Genomic DNA, 19,507 nt, shown 5'->3' with positions numbered 1-19,507 from the left:
TGAGTATAGTACGCTGAACCAATTATCTGATTAGACCAGATACAGACATCCAGTTATGGCTTATACACGTGGATTAACAAATTGCTGGCATTTATCGTTCAGCACTTACCGACAACCACATTAAGTATAGCTCATCATCGTTTTCCAAATTTACATCGAGATAAGTTCAAGAACAATTTATGACCTGCTATGTTTACCCAAACAACAGCAGTTTCTGGTCTTTGCCAAGCATCGACCAGACTAGCTAACTAGTAGTTCCATACGGTTCCATCTTCTAAGCGCGCCACGGGATGATAACCACGTTTGAATTCGTAGCGACCCGCTTCTTGTTCATCGAAGTCCACACCTAAACCGGGTGCATCGCTGACATAAAAGAAACCTTTCTGCGCTTTATGTTCCGAGGGAAACAAGGCATCGCATTCTGTAGTTCCCAACACCAAGTATTCTTGGATTCCAAAATTGGGTGCCCAAGCATTAATATGCGCTTGTGCAGCCATTGATATTGGTGAGTGGCTCGGGGCACCATGAAACCCTGTTTGCACATTGTGTAGCCCCGCCAAATCAACTATTCGTTTAAGCGAGGTAATACCACCAGCATAAGTTGCTGAAACCCGTATGAAGTCAATCAGATTACTTTGAATCAATTTATTGCAGTCATAAATTGAATTAAATACTTCGCCAATTGCTAGTGGTGTGGTTGAATGCTGGCGAATAAACGCCAATGCATCTTGATCCTCGGCTGGGGTTGGATCTTCCAACCAATACAAACGGTGTTGTTCAACCTCTTTGGCAAATTGCGCAGCTTCTCGAGGTAACAGGCGATGGTGGACATCGTGCAGGAGTTTCATATCCCATCCGAACCGATCACGTATTTCTCCAAGTGCATCTGGCATATAGCGCATGTACTTGTCTGTATTCCAAGTCTCTATTTTAGGGCCATTACCGGTAAAATTAGTAATATAGTTTTGGGTGTCGCCCTTATCTGCAACAGCGTAACCTCCTCCCTTTGGCATTCCTGGAATACCACATTGAACCCGAACCGCCTGGTAACCTTGTTCACGATAGTAGGCAATTGAATCCATCAAATCTTCTAAGTCATTACCGGACGCGTGAGCATACAACATTGCACCGTCCCGACTCTTGCCGCCTAATAATTGATATACAGGTAAACCAGCAATTTTGCCTTTGATATCCCATAAGGCCATATCAATCGCGCCGAAAGCCGCCATTGCAATTGGGCCACGCCGAAAATAAGCTCCGCGATAAAAGTATTGCCAAATATCTTCACTATTACGCGGATCCATACCGACCAAGCATGGAATAAGGTACTCTTCGAGGTAGTGTGCAGGCAAGGTTTCACGATTATTTAAAGTCGCGTCACCGACGCCATAAATACCTTCACTTGTCATAATTTTTAAAGTGACATAGTTTTTATTTGGTCCACCAACAAACACCTTTGCGCTGGTTATTTTCATCGCCTACCCCTTTTTGTAATTATACTTGAAGCAGTGATCAGCTTATAAACGCAGCTATAGCTTCACATACAAGCTTAGAGAACTGTTTATTCAAACCAAGCACTTATGTCATTTAATAATACAAAAAATTTAGATGATGCATATGAATAATGTTTTAAAACTAGATCTACCCCAAAATTTTGGAAGTAACTAGATTTGGGTAGGTATATCGGTTAAACGCAAAAGCCGCCATCGGCGGCTTTATCAATACAAGAACTTGTTTGGGGAGTGATTAGGCTAATGACTAACTGTGATTAATCCTTAATCTAAGCAATTTTAAAATGTACCAATGACGGGCAATTAATGAAAAGAAAAATTATTAGCTCTGTGACACACAATGCTAACCCTTGCTTGTGGTTTTTATCATTAGGGTCAATTTTTTGTAAAGCGAAGTTATTGCGAGCGTCAGTCCCCCAGGGATTAAGATCATCAAGGTTACTTTTAGAAGCGAGACTAAGCCTAATGCTATTGCCGAAATATCGGGTTTATCGTGTGCTTGCGTAACAGCTGAGTTCATTTCAGCGGCCCATTCGCTTAACGATAATGTCCATAGAATTGCGCATACGACTAGGCTAACACTCATTATGATGACCGATCTTACTTTCCAATGCTTTGTCACGTACTTCATTAGCTTTCCTTTCGTTGGTTAGCTTTGGCCATCATTTTTTGGGTCATCGACTTGATCCATTGCCAATGCAACGCTAAGTGTATTCCTAAGATGGGTAATAAAATATTACCTATACTATGATGAATTTCTGACCAAAACGGCTTCACTTCTAGAGGAATTCCCAGCTGGGGAAACATCGCAACCGATACTAGAAAACCGCTTAGTATCACCATCATCATCGCAACAAAAAAGAAAACATCCCAAATGGCATTGAAACGCGATTTTGATGAAAAATTATGTATGAATTTATTTGGTAGAGTCTTCATCCAATCCCAATGCAACAGCATATGGATAATCAAAGGCACGATAAACACGAGGCTTAACCACTCATGTAATACGATGCCAGTTGTATTTGGCGCACATACTAAAATAAACCCAATTAGCAGCCATGCATCCATTACATAGCGGGTTTTTTCTAAACTATCTTTCCAAGTCTTTTTACTCATGATTATCCATTGCCATAGTGCCAAATGAAGCCCTTAAAATATTATGGTTATTCTAGCAATCTAATTGACTTCATCAACTAGGTTTACATAAGTTTACCAAGCTATTTTTTTATGACATTTGCTCAGACTGAAGATGACTTAAACGATGTTTACCACGGGCTTAAGCCCTTTGTTGCTGATCTTGCTGTTTAAGCGCTTTATGCCCGTCCTCAGTAACACCAGGTTTCCAATAACTACTAAAGTATGTCAATTCGCGATTAAAGTTAGACCATTTCGTTACGATAGAACGAATAGCCCGCATTTGATTAAAGTCGCATGCACACCAAATAGCGGGTATTTGATCCGATGTAGGAATGCTTTCTACAGCCTCTAACAACACTGATGACGATGGGTTTGCTATCAGCCAATGAATCTCGACAGCCAGTGGCTTTGCCAATTTCTGAATATCCGACTCGCTTTCGACTTGAATGAAGGCTTGCCCTACAGCGTTGGCTGACAATCTCTCTAGCATAACTGCAATAGCAGGCAAGGATGTCATATCGCCGAACAATAAGTAGTTCTGCGCACCAGTCGGTAATACTTGTCCATTACCTGGACCTGCAATAGTAATAGTGTCGCCAGCTTTCGCTCTTAAGGCCCAATCGCAAGCTAGACCTCGTACCGACCCGTCTCTATGAACTACAAAGTCAACGCTCATTAACAAGTTTGCTCTATCAAACGAGCGTATCGTGTATGTTCGCATTGAAGGTTTAGACCAGAGGGAAACCTTAGGCAACTCGGTACCTCCCTTTTGATTGAACAACAATTTTATATACTGTCCAGCGCAGTTTTCATCAAAACTATGTAATTCATCTGCTGAAAAAACGATTCTCTGGATATTTTTGCTTAACGCTTCAGTCGATACGACGGTTACTAGTTTTGGGGATTTTCTAGGTTTCATATTAATTCTCTTTAATTTTAAATAGTACGTAACCATTTATGACTTTCGATTAATCGATGGGGAATTCAGCAGCGTACCTGTTCTTTCACAAGCAACTTGATTTATTCGCCCTTATGGTTGATAATGTCAACTATAGATATATTGATTGACTAAGTCAACTATTATTTCGAGGTGAATTTTGTCCCAGATTAAGTCATTAGACGGTGTATTTCGTTTAGCACATGCCCTAAAGAGCCAATTACAATCGCAAATAGACTCACTAGATCTTGGTGTTTCAGCGATGCACATGCGGGTAATGAAAATTATTCACAAGCAAGCTCCCTGCACAGCGATGGATATAGTTAACTATCTACATCGCGATAAAGCACAGGTTACCCGCTTGATTAAGACACTGTTAGATTTAGGTTTTATTGATAAGTCAGCGAATCCAGATGATCAACGAAGCCAATTGTTGGTACTGACTAACAAAGGTAATGATGCTCTAGAACAATTAGCAAAAATTGACACCCAGGTTTTCGCCAAAATGACGACAGATATTAACGATGTAGACCTTGTGGACTTCATGGAGATTGCTGCTCGAATGAGCAACAATCTACGCTAAGAAAACACAAGTTATACCTTTAAAGGGTGGATTTCAGTTTGTCGAAGTAGGTTTGCCAATCGATATGAGCGCGACCGGCCGCTTGAAAATAATGACTCGGATTGTCAGCTTTGCCTTCGCGTATTCCTTGGTAAATTCCTCCTATAATAGCGCCGATAAAATCACCTAATTCATCGATACGTTGTTGTCGGTATTGAACGACGCTAATTGGCTTGTAACTCAGCTGAGTCCCAAATGCTTGATTCAGATAGTCTGCAAGTTGATATTGAGTGATTGCTTCGCCATTTAGGTTATAAATTTGGCTATTGTGTTTAGACTCGATTAACATTTTTGCATAGGCAAAGCCTAATTCTGTACGTGTTGTGTAGCCGCATTTACCATCATCTGCGCAGTTTACAATCCCACCTTCTTTGACGTAATTTTCTATGTATTCTATATCCGGTTCAATATAGATACCATTTCGTCCAATGACAAACGCTAGTCCACTTTCTTGCACGTCTTTTTCGGTTTGGCGATTACTCTTGATCACGGGTGAAAATGCCGTATCTTTTTCACTTCCTTGTACGCTGGTATAGACTATTTTTTTTACACCAGCAAATTGAGCAGCTTGAATCATATTTCGGTGTTGGATGATACGTTTATCAGGTGCATCCATACCCGAAACTAACAGCAATGAATCGACACCACGCAAAGACATTTTTAGTTGTTCTAGGTCGTTGTAGTCGCCGGGTCTAACTTCTATACCTTGTTGTAAAACACGTTTTGGTGTTCGCGCCAAAGCAACAATAGTTTGTTCCGGTGCAAGCGCAATGCAAGCATCAATTATCGCCGACCCGAGCTTTCCACTTGCCGCACTAATAGCAATTGTCATTTTCATTTTCCTTACACGTTTAGAACTGTAGCCGCTTAACTCAAAAATTGCCGCTCAACTAAAGCCGCTCTCACTAGTTGATGTTATCAACTTTATAGAATATGATTGATAATATCAACTTTATTGAGGCGCTTTATCAAAACAGGCACTGCAGCAGTACAAAATCAGCAACATCAATTATCGAAAACCTTAAATATTGGAGAAATACTATGGGAATAATCAAACCAAGCAATACCTCTGTTGAAAACTTTAAAGGCTTACACCTGTATCATGCTGGTTTTTCTAATTGCGCAATGCGTGTACGGTTAACGCTTGCCGAAAAACAACTGCACTGGACAAGCCATTTGTTAGATTTACTCAAAGGTGAAAATTACAGTAAAGATTACATTGGAGTAAATCCTAATGGCCTTGTACCAAGCTTAATTGACAACGGTACAGTTATCATCGAATCTGCGGACATCATTGACTATCTAGACATGAACTACAGCGCTTACTCATTGCGTCCCACTAATGAGCAAGATTTATTGGACATGTACTATTGGATGAACCTAGCTAGCGATAATCATTTTTCCATTAAAACCTTTATGTATACCAACGCCAAGGGAGGCAAACAACTAATGCGTTCGCCTGAACAAATGGCACAATACAGAGAAAACCAAACTTTTAACAAAGCATTGTTAGCCTTTCATGAACGCTACAACTCAAATGAGGGTTTTACACAAATTGATATCGATAAAGCAACGAACGTACTTAATGATTGTTTTACTCGTATCAATACTCGATTAAAACAACATAAGTTTTTAGCGGGAGAAGCTTTTTCACTAGCAGATATAGCTTGGATCCCGCAATTAGTAATCCTTAAAATTGCAGATTATCCATTTCACCAGTTTACACATTTAGAAAACTGGAAAAACGAGATTATAAATCGACCAAGCTTTAAAACAGCAATTTTGGACTGGTTACCACAGAAATAAACTCGTTCTATTTGCTCAAGGTCGAAAGCCATATATGCACGAACTCTCTCGGTACTAACAACACTAAATCGCTAGCAAAACGTTTAACTCTTAATCTAAGTTGCTATCTGTAGTAAGACGGGAGACCTCGGCTCACAGCTTTGGCACACTTAAGGTGTTTTTTTGTTTACTTTCAGCAAAGAGCTAGTTAACGTTTGACACAATTAGCTTAGCCTTAGCTTCAATGTATATGGCTCTGCAGGGTATTCTTTGGAGTGTATGTGACAAATTTCGCTAAACGCTTTCGTTCCTCAAAAACGTTGTCTAAAATTATTCGCAGTGCCACCCGCATAGCCTTAGCTCTGCTCATTTCATTGGTGCTCACGGTAGTCTGTGCCGTTTATATCCCTTCAATATTTAGCAACGTTTTAAGCACTGGCTTGGAGATCTTGCCTAAATACAAATTCACCCATTATCAAGTCAGCAGTAAAGCCGAACTGGCTCAACAATGGAACGTAACCCCCTCAGACGATGACAAACTTTTGTTTCAGCAATTAAAAGAACAGTTCCCCCCAAATCACGATAAAAGCACATTCTTTGCTCACATGTTCGTGGTTCAAGATTACCCGCAACGCTGCCAGTTTACGATCATCGCGAAACATCGGACGATCGATTTGGCATGGGAAGTTGTAGGAACTCGATGTGACGACAAAGAAAGCTGCAAAAAAGCCCGCGAACAGCAAATCTGTTCTGATAGAAAGCACGGCAATAGGCAATGAAATCACGAATTAAGCTCTTGATTTGGCTTTCAATAGTTGCAATCGCTATGTTAAGTATGAATTGGCTAAATTCTCGCTATAGCTTAGATGAAATGCGCGAAGCAATCGTCACTTATCAATGGTATTTTTTGAGTGCGTACGCCATCGTGATTGCCTTCAGAGGCCTGCTATTTATACCTACAATGCCACTCATTCTTGTCATGGCAAGCGCAGTAGAGCCTTGGTTACTGTTTATTATCAGCCTGACGATGTCTTGCTTATCGGCTTACTTTGTATGTTTGGCAATCGACCATCTAGATATGAAAAAGCGTCTTAGTTCCATACCAGGTAAATCTATAAAACGTGCACAAGCTTGGGTAAATTCAATGGGCGTTGCAGCCATTGCCGCATGGGCATTTTTTCCCTTAGTCTTTACCGAAATTATTGTCTACCTCGCTCGCCTGTCTGGGTTATCACGAAAACAAATCGTAATGTCGGTAGCTGTTGGTGAGGGTTTACTAATAAGTTTGCTTATTTACGTAAGTGACTGGATTTCTAAATTGGTGTTGTAACAAGCGACATTTAATTTTTATTGCAGTATTAACCATTAGTATGCAGCACCAGACGCTATTGTTGAAACTAAGCTTATGTTAAAAACTGAATCTAACACCTCTGCATTTATGCATGTTTGCGTTTCAACCACTGTTTTTGAGCAAACGGCCATAATAAGGATACTAAAATAAGCACAAAAAACGTCCAACAAATTCCAGTTGATAGAAAGGTTAAATAGTCGCCACGCGCCATTAGCAACGCTCTTCGAAAATTGCTTTCAGCCATCGGTCCAAGGATCAAACCCAATATCGCTGGAGATGCTGACACTTCCAATTTATGAAAAAAATATCCTATAACCCCAAACACTAGCATAACGATCACGTCAAATACGTTATTAGCTAGTGCATATGAGCCAACAAAGCATAAGAGGAAAATAATAGGAACTAAAATCTGCTTTGGTACTGAAAGCACCTTAGTAAATAAACGAACACTATTAAGTCCAAGCACTAGCATGCAAATATTCGCTAACAGTAAACCAATAAAAATTGCGTATACAACAGGTGCGTCATTTTGAAATAACAAGGGTCCGGGCTGCAGTCCTTGTACAGTGAGCGCACCAATCATGATGGCTGCCACAGCATCTCCAGGAACGCCTAAAGTAAGCATAGGTATAAGCGCACCTCCAGTTACACCATTGTTTGCAGCTTCTGGAGCTGAAATCGCTTCTGGTAGGCCAGTTCCAAATTTTTCGGGGTGTTTGGACATACTTTTTGCCTGCCCATAAGCAATAAAGGACGCTATATCGGCTCCGACGCCAGGTATACTCCCAACAAACGCTCCTAGTGAACCGAAACCGATACTATTCTTAACTATTAAGCCCCAGTCCTCGCGTTTTGGAAAAACGTGAGACAGTTTTTTAGTTGTTTGCGATTTTACGAAAATATCTTCGATGCCAACAAACGCCTGACTCATCGCAAATAGTCCAATCATGACCGGTATAAAACTAATACCGCTAAACAGATTCATATTATTAAACGTAAAGCGCATTGAACCAGTGATATCGTCAATACCTATTGTCGCAATCAAAATGCCAAAAGTACCACTTAGTAAACCGATTAACATTGATTTCCCCGAGATAGAGGAAATGATGCACAATCCAAACATAGCCAGCATAAAAAATTCTGGCGCACTAAATTTAAGAGCGAATTTTGCTAGCACAGGAGATATAAGGATTAAGAAGATACAGCTTATGACCCCGCCTAAAAACGAACTGGTAGTCGCTATGCCAAGGGCTCTACCTGCCTCTCCTCTTTTTGCCATTTGGTAGCCATCTAAGGCCGTTGCAGCTGAAGCTGGAGTGCCAGGCGTGTTAAGTAGAATAGCCGACATGGAGCCACCGTAAACAGCACCGACATATACCCCAATTAACAACAAAATACTCTGAGTTGCATCCATCCCAAATGTTAATGGTAAAACGAGAGCAACGCCCATTGTAGTTGTCAGACCAGGGAGACAGCCAATGCACATTCCACCAGCAACACCTAAAATGATAAATAGTAGTACGGAAGGTTGTAGTACCAAGTTTAAGGCTTCAACTAACATTGCAACTCCTAAAAAAGTATGCCAAATCTAAATGGCACCTTTAACACAAAATGGAAAACGCAATATACAATCGTAGTAATGACTAAAGCGCATATAACTCTAAAATGCCATTTATAATTCCCAAGCCATGTTATAAACCCATAAAGCATAATAAACGTCGATACTGAAAAACCAATTAACATCATTGATACTAAGTAAGCAAACAAAGCAGTCATGCTTATATAGACTCTGATTTGATCTTTTCCAATAATTTTTATTACGGTCTCGTTACTTTTAAAAAACTCTTTAACACCAAGCGATATGGCAGATATAAACATGACTATCGAGACTAATACTGGCCACGTCGCAGGTCCTGGAACTCCGTTTCTTGTAGGTGGTAGTTGAAGTGAAAGAATAAATACAAAAATAGACAAAACTAAGAAGCCCGCAGCTAATACTAACTTTCCACTTCTCATAATAATTCCATTTTTATTACTATTTAGAAGGCACCTTGCGTGATGCCTTTAACAAGTAAAATTATTGACTAAGCCCTAAACTAGATATTAATCCTTTATAAAACTCATCTTCTCTTTTAAGTTTATTTGCAAACTCTTCGGATTCTATAATCTCAATATCATTATTAGTATTCTTCATAAATTCGACAAACGTATCGGTTTCAACAGCTTTCAATATTGCATCCGTTAAATAAGTTACCGTGGCTGGTGGCGTGCCGACAGGCACCGTATACCCTCTCCATGTCCCTATTACAACATCGTATCCAAGTTCAGTCGCAGTCGGTACATTTGGTGCATCAACTAGTCTATTCGGCGCAAGCACAGCTAGGGTTCGTAAGGCACCCGCGTCGACCTGATTTGCAACTTCAGCGTAAGATACCGATACTGCATCCAAGTGACGTCCAAGCAATGCCGTAATTGCTGCAGATGAACCTTTATATGGTACATGCGTAAATTCAACGCTTGCTGCCTGCTGCATACCAGCGCCAGCTAGGTGCCAGATAGAGCCAGTACCGGAGTTACCGAATAACAAGTTGTTAGATTTTGCGTCAACGAGCAAATCTTCTAAGCTTTTATATGCCGAATCTGCTGGAACCGTTATTGCCGCATAACCCGAATTAACGATTGCTAAAGGGATGAACTGTTTATAATCAATATCTCCGCCATTTCCTGAGTGCGGTAACATGACCAACTCTGGAGCCACCATGGTTACGATACTTCCATTAGGTTCCGCACGCATTCCATAGGACATGCCAATGGAACCTGCGCCTCCAGTCCTGTTCTCTACTGCTATACCGTCAGGGAAATCAGTTTTTATCGCTTCCGCTAACGCACGACTCACACTGTCGGAACCACCACCGGCTGAGTAAGGCACAATAATTTTCACTGGGCCCTCTGGATATGAATTTGCGTTTACAAAAGTAGACATACCTGCAACTACTAATGGTACGAATATCAATTTGGATAATATATTTTTCATCTACAATCCTTTGCTTACTAAGTTCGCATTTATTGAAATTGACATAAAATACAGAAATCAACTATGTTCTTAATTGCTGAGTCTATATTTACGAGCAAAACACCTTGTTTTCTGACAGTAACGTAATCTCCCCCATTTCTTCAAACTAAAACGTTAGTTCCAATGCATAATGCCAGCATTTGGAACTATGTTAGTTTTGTGATCTGTGATTACTATCGAAATCTTAGTTGTGATATGCAGAAAGTATGAATGGAAAACACGCAACTTCGGCGTATGGATTACTGGTAAGCTCAAATGATAGGCTATATTCAATCTTTGGTGGTTTACTTTAGTAAGGCAGGGATTGGTAAATTTATATAGAGGAGAGTAACTCTAGCTAAAGATACTATATAGAACTGCCTTTAACTAGATTTGTATTTTATATATATACAGTTTTAATTATCCAAATAAAAAATAAAAAATGAAAATATTGACCTTAACAATCAGAATTAGCTATTTTAATAAATATTATCCAAATCATCCTCGATCCACTCGTAAAGGGATTCAGCTGGCATGGGGCGTGCAAAAAAGTAACCTTGCATCGCTGTAATATGTTTTTGTCTTAGGTAATCAAGTTGACCTTGGTGCTCTACCCCTTCAGCGACAACTTCGAAGTTCAAGTGCTCTGCAAGGGTTATAATTGTATCAATAATGCCAGTACCGATATTAGCTGAGTCCATCTTATCCAAAAAACTTTTATCAATTTTTAGTTCATCAATTGGAAAAGTCTGCAGGTAAGCGAGTGACGAATACCCCGTACCAAAATCATCGATTGAGAGTCGAAAACCCTTGGCTTTTAAAGCCTGCATCTGTTTTATTGCGCCGTCGATCTCTTCCACTAACATGCTTTCAGTGAGCTCCAGAGTAATAAAACTTGGTGCTACTCCTTCTTGCAAAAAAAGTTGAGTTAAATCTTCACTAAGATTTACATTCCGAAATTGAATGGCACTCATATTGATAGACACCCTAAAATTAGGTGTTAAGCGTCCTTGTGATTGCAATGTACGAAACAAAGCGCAGCAATCTTCCATTACTACGCGCTGCAAGCTATCGATAACTCCTATTTCTTCAGCAACAGCAACGAACTCAATGGGCGAAACTAATCGCTTATCAGGATGATTCCATCGAACTAGTGCTTCCACACCTTGTAGCTCACCATTAGCCGTGACTTGGGGCTGAAAATAAGTAACGATTTCCCGTTTGTTAATCGCATCTTTGAGCTGACTTTCAATTTCAAAACGCTTCTTAAGACTTTCATGCAATGCGGGATCAAAAAAACAATAGTTTTTTTGAGCGGTTCGTTTTGCAGAATACATAGCCGTATCAGCCCGCATTAATATTTCATCCGCGTGGGTTTCGTCTGATCCTATTAGAGTAATACCAATGCTAGCTTCAATAATCACATTGCGACCACAAACATCGAACGGTTTACTAAGTTGAGCCATTAGTATTTCAGACATGTTAGCGGCCATTGATGCAACTCGAGCTGATTCATAGCTAAACTCAGATAGTAAAATTACGAATTCGTCGCCACCAATTCTTGCAAAGGTATCATTTGGATTTAGCTTAATAGATAGGCGACTGCAAATATCTTTAAGCAGCGTATCTCCCGCAGAGTGGCCCATCGAATCGTTAACCCCTTTAAAATTGTCGAGGTCTAGATACAGTAAAGCGCCAATACTGTTTTCTAGCGCAGCCTTTTCCATCAGTTTTTGCAATTGATTCAGCAAATATCGGCGATTCGGTAAGTTGGTGAGCAAGTCGTGATATGCCAGTTCTTGGATCTTCTGTTCTGCTTCTTTGCGATCGGTAATGTCTCTTACAAGCCATAAGACATAAGACTTTTTACGAGAATCTATCAGGTACTCGTCAACCGGGGTTATGCGGCTTTCGAAATAGTAAGTTTTTCCGTTTCGCTGCTTTTGGTACTCAAAAATGTGCATATCACCGGTTTGTAGTGTTCTGGCGATAGCATCTTGACTTGTACAATGGTCAACGCCATTACTAAGCACTAATTGACCCATTAAGTTCTTGGAAGGAGTAAATCTCTTGCTAGCGTCACTTCCATAGAAGTCCACACAGCGCGCATCTTCGTCATATATATATAGTTGGTCTGGCAGTACGTGGGTGATTGCTAGAATTTTGGAATGGCTGTACTCGAGCTCAGTATTGAGCTCACGTTCGCGTGTGAATGATTTGTCTTTTTCAATCGCCAGACCCGTTAAATTAGTAAAACGATCGATTACTTTTAATTCGCTGGCGGTCGGTGCATTTGGATAGTCATAGTATACTGCAAAGGTACCCAACACTTTGTTATCTGTCGATATGATAGGTGTTGACCAACAAGCTGCTAGTTGGTAGGTCTGAGCCACGGATTTAAAGTTAACCCATTTGGGATCACTACTAATGTCTTGCGCAACATATCGACTTTTACTAAACGCTGCCGTCCCACACGAACCAACACTTGGCCCAATTGTAACACCGTCAATAATATCGCAATAAGCCTTGGGTAAACTGGGCGCAGCACCATGTAATAACTGGTTCCCGTTTAATAATAACACCGAACTTTTAGCGGCACTTTCTGAAAATATTTGCTCAATGCCACGGCAAATTAAATCTAGTGTTTCGTGAAGGTTTCCACTGAGCGCGATCTGGGCTACTACTCTCTGTTGGATCTCTAGCAATTCAGATAAATAGGATACCGATTCAAAATTTTCTTCTACAACGCTCATCACATCTCCAACTATCTTCGTTCATCGGACGATTTCACATACGTATATTTTTAACCTGCGTTCATTTGATACATGCTCCACTATGTATTTCAGCATAGTGCTATATTTCCAAGTATGTCAAACCTAAAGCGAGGGCTCTTAATCAGATTGGTATCTGTCAGCTTGCTAACTTGCCTTAAACAAGATCGTGAAACTAGCTAAGGTAAGTGCCTTGCAAGCCTATAAGCATTTCTAGAGATAGGGTTCTAAGTAAGGATGAGTGTAATCGATTCCCTCTTTTCGACAAAACGCACCACTATGCTTTTTATATTGGAAGATGTAGCACAGCAACCATCCTGACGAAGAAAATAAATATTGCGTGGATGGAAGTTATAATTAGCCATTTGTTGCTTGGCTAGTATGGCGTTCGTTGGTTTAGTTTCGAAAAAGAATCTGATGGCTTTGTTGCGAGAGCCGTATGCACCACATAAATAAGATCCATGGACCAACATATTAAAGGCGTAAAGTAGCGATGTTTGGTGCTTAAGAACTTCAATAACCTTATTCAAAAGCACCGCGTTTAACAACTATTGTTGTAAGGGTTCTGGCTGTTCGTCTACACAAGCGAACACTAACTCAACTCTTGGGTAGTTGCCTTCAGAAAGTAAACCTAAGGCAGAAGACTCACGAAGCAATGACACATACTGCGAAGTTTGCGCACAGTAGCTTGCGGCTTGTTTGAGGGCTGTTTTACGAACGGAATAGACCGAACCATAGCTTGTGTCTTCCTCTAGGTACAAACGATATGCCTCAGAATCTGGTACATCATCCTTTAACACTTTTGTTTTCACGTCGTATGATACGCCATCAAAAGCTGAAGGACCGGCATCAGCCTTGGGTACAGTATTCGCTGTTGTTGAACAAGCACTCAAGACTAACAAACACCCAGCCCCTAAACACATTCCCTTAGTTTTTATCATGCAAATTGCTTCCTTATAATGTAAACGCATGTTTTTTTGACAAAAATATTAGCAGCATCAAAGCCTGTTAGCCAGTAAGAGTCGATAAATCGGTAACGATAGCTAGCAGAAATACGGCCAACTAGTATCCTAAGGATGGCCGTTTATGGATAAGCCTTTAACAGCAACTCGTCAAAGGCAACATGAAATTTGATTAAAAAATACAGCTTAATTAGTGTATTGAACCGGTATTGGAATAAGGAGAACGCTAGTTACGCACACATTTTCTTTACCATTAAAATTGCGGACCAAGCTAGCACCAAAACTTGAGTTGTTAGGATAATCTAACTTCAAGACCGCTCTAAACCAAAGTCACTGAGACTCTTATCGGTAAGTCAATTTTTACGCCTAAACTCGTCACAATACATTTGTTTCTAGTGATAGGAATAACAGATCAGATGAGCAGACAGCGACACACAATTGTTAAAACTAAGCTATTAGTATAAATGAGCGCTTATCGTCAACCTGTGTATTGACTAACTAGCCTACAAGCTTAGGATGAGTACAGCATATAATATGAACAAGACAGGACATCACATGCTCATTTTACTCAATGCACTCATCACTATTGTTGTTCTACTTCGTGTCTTATTACGCCCGCATAGAGACCCATCTTCACGTGTTGCTTGGATAGTCGTGATTCTTGCGATACCGGTTGTTGGTATCATTGTTTATGTGTTACTTGGCGAGACCAACATTGGCAGGAAACGTAGCGAACGTTTACAAAAGGTCATGGCTGGTATTCCTGATGTTAAAAATATCCCCGGATGGGATGCTGATGAAAACAAGCCGACACTTAGCGCTCGCCATAAGCCACTGTTTAAAGTTGGTGAATCAATTAGTGGTTATCAAGCTGTTAGTGGTAACCAAGCTCATTTGATGGATGATTCCAACGCTGCTATCGATTCTATGGTTATTGACATTGATAATGCCGAAGACCATGTTCACCTTCTTTTTTACATCTGGATGCCTGACAACAATGGCTCAAAAGTAGCGAAGGCATTAATACGTGCCGTAAATCGTGGGGTTACATGCCGTGCAATGGTCGACGATATTGGGTCTCAACTCCTAATCAAGTCGCCATTATGGAAAGAATTGCAAACGGCGGGGGTAAAGCTATGTCGAGTTCTAAAAGTAGGTAATCCCATACTACGTATTCTAAATGGCCGTATCGATTTACGTAATCACCGCAAAATTCTCGTGATTGATAATCAGCTTACTTACTGTGGAAGTCAAAATTGCGCTGATCCAGAATTTCTTACTAAAGCAAAATATGCCCCATGGGTGGATGTAGTTGTACGTTTAACCGGGCCTATAGTTCGCGAAAACCAGCATCTTTTCGCTACAGATTGGATGACATACAACAATGAAGATATCAGTGATATTTTGCTACAACCTTTAGCCAAGATTGAAGCAGGCTTTGCCGCTCAAGTTATTGCTAGCGGACCAACAGCACGTTATTCAGCTGTCCCCGATACTTTTCAAACTGTAATTTATAGCGCTCGCAACGAACTATTTATTACAACACCCTACTATGTGCCAGTTGAATCGTTACAAGCCGCTATTTGTGCAGCCGGTAATCGTGGCGTTAAGACCTCTATTATTTTTCCAGCGCTTAACGACGACTTCGCAGTAGGTGCCACGTGTAGAAGCTACTATGAAGAACTGCTTGCATCAGGCGTCAATATCTACGAATACCAACCAGGTATATTGCACGCTAAAACCATGACCGTAGATGGAGAAATTACATTAATTGGTTCAGCAAATATGGACAGACGTAGTTTTGATCTTAACTACGAAAACAACATGCTAATTTGCGATGACGATCTAACGAAGCAAATGCGTGAACGTCAACAGGAGTTTTTGGCCAGTTGTCGACAAATTACGTCTCAGGAAGTTGCCGCGTGGAGTTGGCGTCGACGTCTTTGGAACAATACCCTCGCCATTGTCGGGCCTGTTCTTTAATCGACATATTGGTCTTAGTAGCAGTCTCTAGCCAGTTTACTGTTCCAAAAAGTACGCTTGATCGAACTTAGCTATACATAGCTCACCAATATGTGAATGGCTAGCAAGTACCTGTAACCATTTTTTTGGAAAGCCACACTACTGCGCAACCGTTTGAAACCTGCATCTTAAGCAGCCTTACCAACCGTAACATCAAACTTTAGAATCGCCTCACTTTGGCTATTGATTGGCATCCCATTAATACAGCTATTACCCCGAGAGCCCTTGGCGCTCCGATTCTTAGTGAATTCAATAGTCTAGGTAGGTGTCCTTTTTACAGCTTCGGTTTGTGACGTTTAAACTGTCGAGCAAAGTCTGGGAAGTCCACTATACTCAAAATTTGTTTCGGGGTTTTGCGATGCTAATTTTACTAGATGCAGGACATGGCGGCATTATTGATGGTGTATATCAAACTTCAGGTAAACGCTCGCCGGTATGGGACGATGGCTCTCAACTATTCGAAGGTGAATTCAATCGATGGATTGCGAATGCCCTCGCTGAGAGGCTCAGTGTACGCGGTATTCCTTATGTATTGATAAGCCCTGAGCAAAGAGATGTAACTCTTAAAACGCGGGTCAATCGCGCAAATAGCTACGCAGATCGCGAATGCATCTTTCTAAGCATACACTCCAATGCTGGAGGTGGTACCGGGTTTGAGGTCTTCACCACTGTTGGTGACACTCAAAGCGATCCAGTAGCTGAATGTTTGGCAAAAGCATTCAAAGCGGAATTTCCGGAACATCGTTTACGCGCTGATATGAGCGATGGTGATCGCGACAAAGAAAAAAACTATTACGTGCTTCGAAAAACAGCGATGCCTGCCGTTCTTACCGAAAGCTTCTTTATGGATACTGAGCGTGAATGTAGAGATATTCTTCTTAGCACTGAAGGTCGAACAAAAATTGTTAACTTTCATGAAGCAGGCATAGTCAATTACATCAATTGGAAAAAGCGTAACCCCTAACTTGCTTAGGTTTTTTTAGTAATAAATAGATTTCTTCGTGAAGTTGTTAGCTTTAATTTGTTTAGTTTTTCATAAGATTTTTGATAGTGCTCACCTGCTCTATCTGTTGCCCATTTATGCCACAGTTATTGTGCAAACTAATTGATACACCCTTGGTGTAAAACCATCCGCAAAACAAGGACAAATCTAGCACTAGCTTCTACTGTTATTTCATAATCTTAAGCAAGCTCAAGGATGACACATGAGTGATAAACCACTCGTGCTAGTAGTGCACGGAATGGGAAGACATAGCGCGGAATCAGTGAAACGAAGCGTTATTGAGGCATGTAATTATAGTTTGGCAAGTTACCCAAGCTGGAGAACAAAAACAGCCAAAAAAAAGATAGAAGATTACGTTGAAATTGTTGGCATTGGTTACGACCATATCTTTGAAAAAGAAAGAGCGAGCATCGCAAGCAATGCTGATGCGCTCAAGTCTTTGCTCGCCACTTTAGGCAGTTTTCCTGCTGAAATCATAAACACTTTATCCAAAACTGATGAAGACAACTTCCTAACTACACATCTGCTTGATGTAATATTTTATGCGGCAACGCATCATGAAATTGTACGTTTATATATTGCGAAAGAAATCACGAAGCATCTACAAGCAGCAGGTACGCGCAAGGTTCATATTGTAGGGCATTCTTTATCGACAATAGTTTTAAACGACACCTTAGGAAAATTGTTTGGCGGTGGAATTTTAGATACCGATGGTACTCGATATCGGCTCACTGGTTTACTTAATCAAATCCAAAGTTTATGGATGTTTGCAAACGCATCTGAAGCAATGTTTAAACTTAATCCCACTAAAACAACAATCAACCCACTGGAATCTTTAGCTAAACCTTCAATGAACCGTAGTACCGCAACCTGCAAGTACTATAACGTAATGCACGCCCTAGATCCGATGAGACTCGATGGATTCGAACCAAGAATTGGTGATAATTGGATACCCAATGAAACTTACTTACGCGCTTACAAATATATTCAAACTGAGCATCTTATTGAAACTCCAAATCCACATGATCTGTTTGGATATATAATTGACCCCGCGGTTCGCTACCGATTTCTTTGGGAGATTATGCCTGCTGATGCAATCTCAATTTCCAAACAAGAACGCGACCAAGTCGAAAATGAAGTCGTCGATCTTGTTGATCAACTACGTGAGCTTAGCGAATCTTTTTCTTCAATTAGCTCAGCGAGCAATTTTTCTGATTGGATTCAAAACTTAAGTCAGTTTGGTAAAACGCTCGAAGCGATGAGTGGGAAAACATTATGAAGCGAACCTTACTATATGCCCTGCCCTTAGTTATAAGCTTTAATACCGCTGCACAAGTATGTACAACTCAGTTAGTTAAAGCGCATTGGAAACCTCTTTTAAACGCCAGCCTAAATTACTCTGAGGAGCTAGATAAAGGCCCTGAAGCAGTCACTCAAAAGGTTTACCAAGCATGGCTAGCTTCTGCTGATAAAGCAGCTCTTGAAGTTGCAAGTGTGATCCAGGCAGATTCAATTGTTAGCTACAGTCGTACATATTCGCGTAAAGCTGCGCCCTTTGAGCTAAATGACGAAACCAGGCCAAAAGTAGAGCTTTCCAGCGATATGGATTTTAATTATTACCTAAAATTTTCACAAGGCACCGAAGCCCCCGTTTTGCTAACGCCGGCATTCAACATAGAGACATCCAAGCGAATAGCTACAGTTTTAGGATGTACATTCGATGAAAGTACACAGCAAATACAAGCCCAGTACTTAGGCACCTGGGCAACAGCTTGGTCTGCTTATACACTTGGCGCTAAAGAAGCAGAGGCAGCGGAACTTTCAAAGTATTTATTGGCCTATAGCAAAGAGTGGGACAAGTTTTATTACGAAGCGCGTTACCAGTACCCTTGGGAAAAGATGTTCACCTCATACATTTATAGGGATCAACTTAGCAGTACAACATTTGCCGCCCCCCCAAACAAACAACTATTTTTATTAAGACCGTGGGCCGTTCTAGAATATGTGGATGGTGCAGCCGATGGCAGCCAATTTAAAGCGGCATTATCACTTGAATGGTTTGGGATAAATTTGTGGCAAGGTTGCTTTGGTTCCAATGTAGCGTGCGGCGCATCGCTAATAAGTACCTACTCAGATCGCGCAGGTTTAGATGACTTTGGTCATGGCTTGATGCTGCACGTTAGCAACAAATACTCTTTTGGAGCAACTTTCCGTGATGGTGAGACTGGTATTTTCGTAACCGCAGATCTGCTTAAAGCAATCACTGATAAAAAGAGCGAAGTTAAAAGTTGGGAGAAACGTGTCGATGAAGTCTTTGCAAAAATAAAAGCACCGTAATCAACAAGGTGGAAAAC

18 protein-coding genes are annotated in these 19,507 nt (G+C 40.7%); 8 read left to right on the top strand and 10 right to left on the bottom strand.

What is annotated here, in order from left to right:
- Positions 1-248: 248 nt before the first annotated feature.
- From manD to DBZ36_RS05315, 4 genes are all read right to left on the bottom strand, one after another.
- Entirely contained in the window at positions 249-1,475 is a 1,227-nt protein-coding gene (manD, locus tag DBZ36_RS05330; RefSeq protein ID WP_120353885.1) for a D-mannonate dehydratase ManD, read from the bottom strand.
- Between the two features lie 379 nt (positions 1,476-1,854).
- Positions 1,855-2,142, bottom strand: coding sequence for a hypothetical protein (locus DBZ36_RS05325; protein ID WP_120353884.1), 288 nt, complete (start codon positions 2,140-2,142; stop codon positions 1,855-1,857).
- A complete protein-coding gene (locus DBZ36_RS05320) occupies positions 2,142-2,627 on the bottom strand; it encodes a DUF4405 domain-containing protein (RefSeq protein WP_199711776.1) in 486 nt (161 codons plus the stop codon). Before DBZ36_RS05320 ends, DBZ36_RS05325 begins: the two co-directional genes overlap by 1 nt.
- 160 nt (positions 2,628-2,787) lie before the next feature.
- Positions 2,788-3,567, bottom strand: coding sequence for a siderophore-interacting protein (locus DBZ36_RS05315; RefSeq protein WP_158589032.1), 780 nt, complete (start codon positions 3,565-3,567; stop codon positions 2,788-2,790).
- Positions 3,568-3,745: 178 nt separating this feature from the next.
- Here DBZ36_RS05315 and DBZ36_RS05310 point away from each other — a divergent pair, with 178 nt between their 5' ends.
- Positions 3,746-4,168, top strand: a complete 423-nt coding sequence (locus tag DBZ36_RS05310) for a MarR family winged helix-turn-helix transcriptional regulator (RefSeq protein WP_120353882.1) — start codon at positions 3,746-3,748, stop codon at positions 4,166-4,168.
- Between the two features lie 19 nt (positions 4,169-4,187).
- On the opposite strand, the gene DBZ36_RS05305 is transcribed toward DBZ36_RS05310, so the two are convergent.
- Positions 4,188-5,039, bottom strand: coding sequence for an NAD(P)H-binding protein (locus DBZ36_RS05305; protein WP_120353881.1), 852 nt, complete (start codon positions 5,037-5,039; stop codon positions 4,188-4,190).
- A 209-nt stretch (positions 5,040-5,248) separates the two neighbouring features.
- Between DBZ36_RS05305 and DBZ36_RS05300 the strand changes: the two genes are divergently transcribed.
- The 3 genes from DBZ36_RS05300 to DBZ36_RS05290 all read left to right on the top strand — a co-directional run bounded on the left by DBZ36_RS05300 (position 5,249) and on the right by DBZ36_RS05290 (position 7,322).
- The gene (locus DBZ36_RS05300; protein ID WP_120353880.1) at positions 5,249-6,013 is read left to right on the top strand and encodes a glutathione S-transferase family protein; all 765 of its coding nucleotides are present in this window, start codon (positions 5,249-5,251) and stop codon (positions 6,011-6,013) included.
- A 260-nt stretch (positions 6,014-6,273) separates the two neighbouring features.
- Positions 6,274-6,771 carry a hypothetical protein gene (locus DBZ36_RS05295; RefSeq protein ID WP_120353879.1) on the top strand — a complete coding sequence of 166 codons (498 nt, stop codon included), beginning with the start codon at positions 6,274-6,276 and terminating at the stop codon, positions 6,769-6,771.
- Positions 6,768-7,322 carry a TVP38/TMEM64 family protein gene (locus DBZ36_RS05290; RefSeq protein WP_120353878.1) on the top strand — a complete coding sequence of 185 codons (555 nt, stop codon included), beginning with the start codon at positions 6,768-6,770 and terminating at the stop codon, positions 7,320-7,322. The genes DBZ36_RS05295 and DBZ36_RS05290 overlap by 4 nt, the downstream gene beginning before the upstream one ends.
- 106 nt (positions 7,323-7,428) lie before the next feature.
- Here the strand turns inward: DBZ36_RS05290 and DBZ36_RS05285 are convergent, their stop codons facing one another.
- The 5 genes from DBZ36_RS05285 to DBZ36_RS05265 all read right to left on the bottom strand — a co-directional run bounded on the left by DBZ36_RS05285 (position 7,429) and on the right by DBZ36_RS05265 (position 14,107).
- Entirely contained in the window at positions 7,429-8,904 is a 1,476-nt protein-coding gene (locus DBZ36_RS05285) for a tripartite tricarboxylate transporter permease (protein WP_120353877.1), read from the bottom strand.
- Between the two features lie 8 nt (positions 8,905-8,912).
- Positions 8,913-9,359 (bottom strand): tripartite tricarboxylate transporter TctB family protein, encoded by a 447-nt coding sequence (locus tag DBZ36_RS20815; RefSeq protein ID WP_120353876.1) that lies wholly within the window; start codon positions 9,357-9,359, stop codon positions 8,913-8,915.
- A 61-nt stretch (positions 9,360-9,420) separates the two neighbouring features.
- A complete protein-coding gene (locus tag DBZ36_RS05275) occupies positions 9,421-10,377 on the bottom strand; it encodes a tripartite tricarboxylate transporter substrate binding protein (RefSeq protein WP_120353875.1) in 957 nt (318 codons plus the stop codon).
- Between the two features lie 497 nt (positions 10,378-10,874).
- Complete coding sequence (locus DBZ36_RS05270; RefSeq protein ID WP_120353874.1) at positions 10,875-13,148, bottom strand: bifunctional diguanylate cyclase/phosphodiesterase; 2,274 nt, start codon at positions 13,146-13,148, stop codon at positions 10,875-10,877.
- 566 nt (positions 13,149-13,714) lie between these two features.
- Positions 13,715-14,107 (bottom strand): hypothetical protein, encoded by a 393-nt coding sequence (locus tag DBZ36_RS05265; protein ID WP_120353873.1) that lies wholly within the window; start codon positions 14,105-14,107, stop codon positions 13,715-13,717.
- A gap of 576 nt (positions 14,108-14,683) precedes the next feature.
- Between DBZ36_RS05265 and cls the strand changes: the two genes are divergently transcribed.
- From cls to DBZ36_RS05245, 4 genes are all read left to right on the top strand, one after another.
- Positions 14,684-16,111, top strand: a complete 1,428-nt coding sequence (cls, locus tag DBZ36_RS05260; protein ID WP_199711775.1) for a cardiolipin synthase — start codon at positions 14,684-14,686, stop codon at positions 16,109-16,111.
- Between the two features lie 397 nt (positions 16,112-16,508).
- Complete coding sequence (locus DBZ36_RS05255) at positions 16,509-17,114, top strand: N-acetylmuramoyl-L-alanine amidase (RefSeq protein WP_120354469.1); 606 nt, start codon at positions 16,509-16,511, stop codon at positions 17,112-17,114.
- Between the two features lie 241 nt (positions 17,115-17,355).
- Complete coding sequence (locus DBZ36_RS05250; RefSeq protein ID WP_120353871.1) at positions 17,356-18,432, top strand: lipase family protein; 1,077 nt, start codon at positions 17,356-17,358, stop codon at positions 18,430-18,432.
- On the top strand, positions 18,429-19,490 hold the full coding sequence (locus DBZ36_RS05245; protein ID WP_120353870.1) for a hypothetical protein: 1,062 nt from the start codon (positions 18,429-18,431) through the stop codon (positions 19,488-19,490). Before DBZ36_RS05250 ends, DBZ36_RS05245 begins: the two co-directional genes overlap by 4 nt.
- The last annotated feature ends 17 nt before the right edge of the window (positions 19,491-19,507 follow it).

It is taken from the genome of Alginatibacterium sediminis (assembly GCF_003610775.1).
In the GTDB taxonomy this organism is placed as follows: domain Bacteria; phylum Pseudomonadota; class Gammaproteobacteria; order Enterobacterales; family Celerinatantimonadaceae; genus Alginatibacterium; species Alginatibacterium sediminis.
This window is presented reverse-complemented; position numbering and strand designations above follow the sequence as displayed.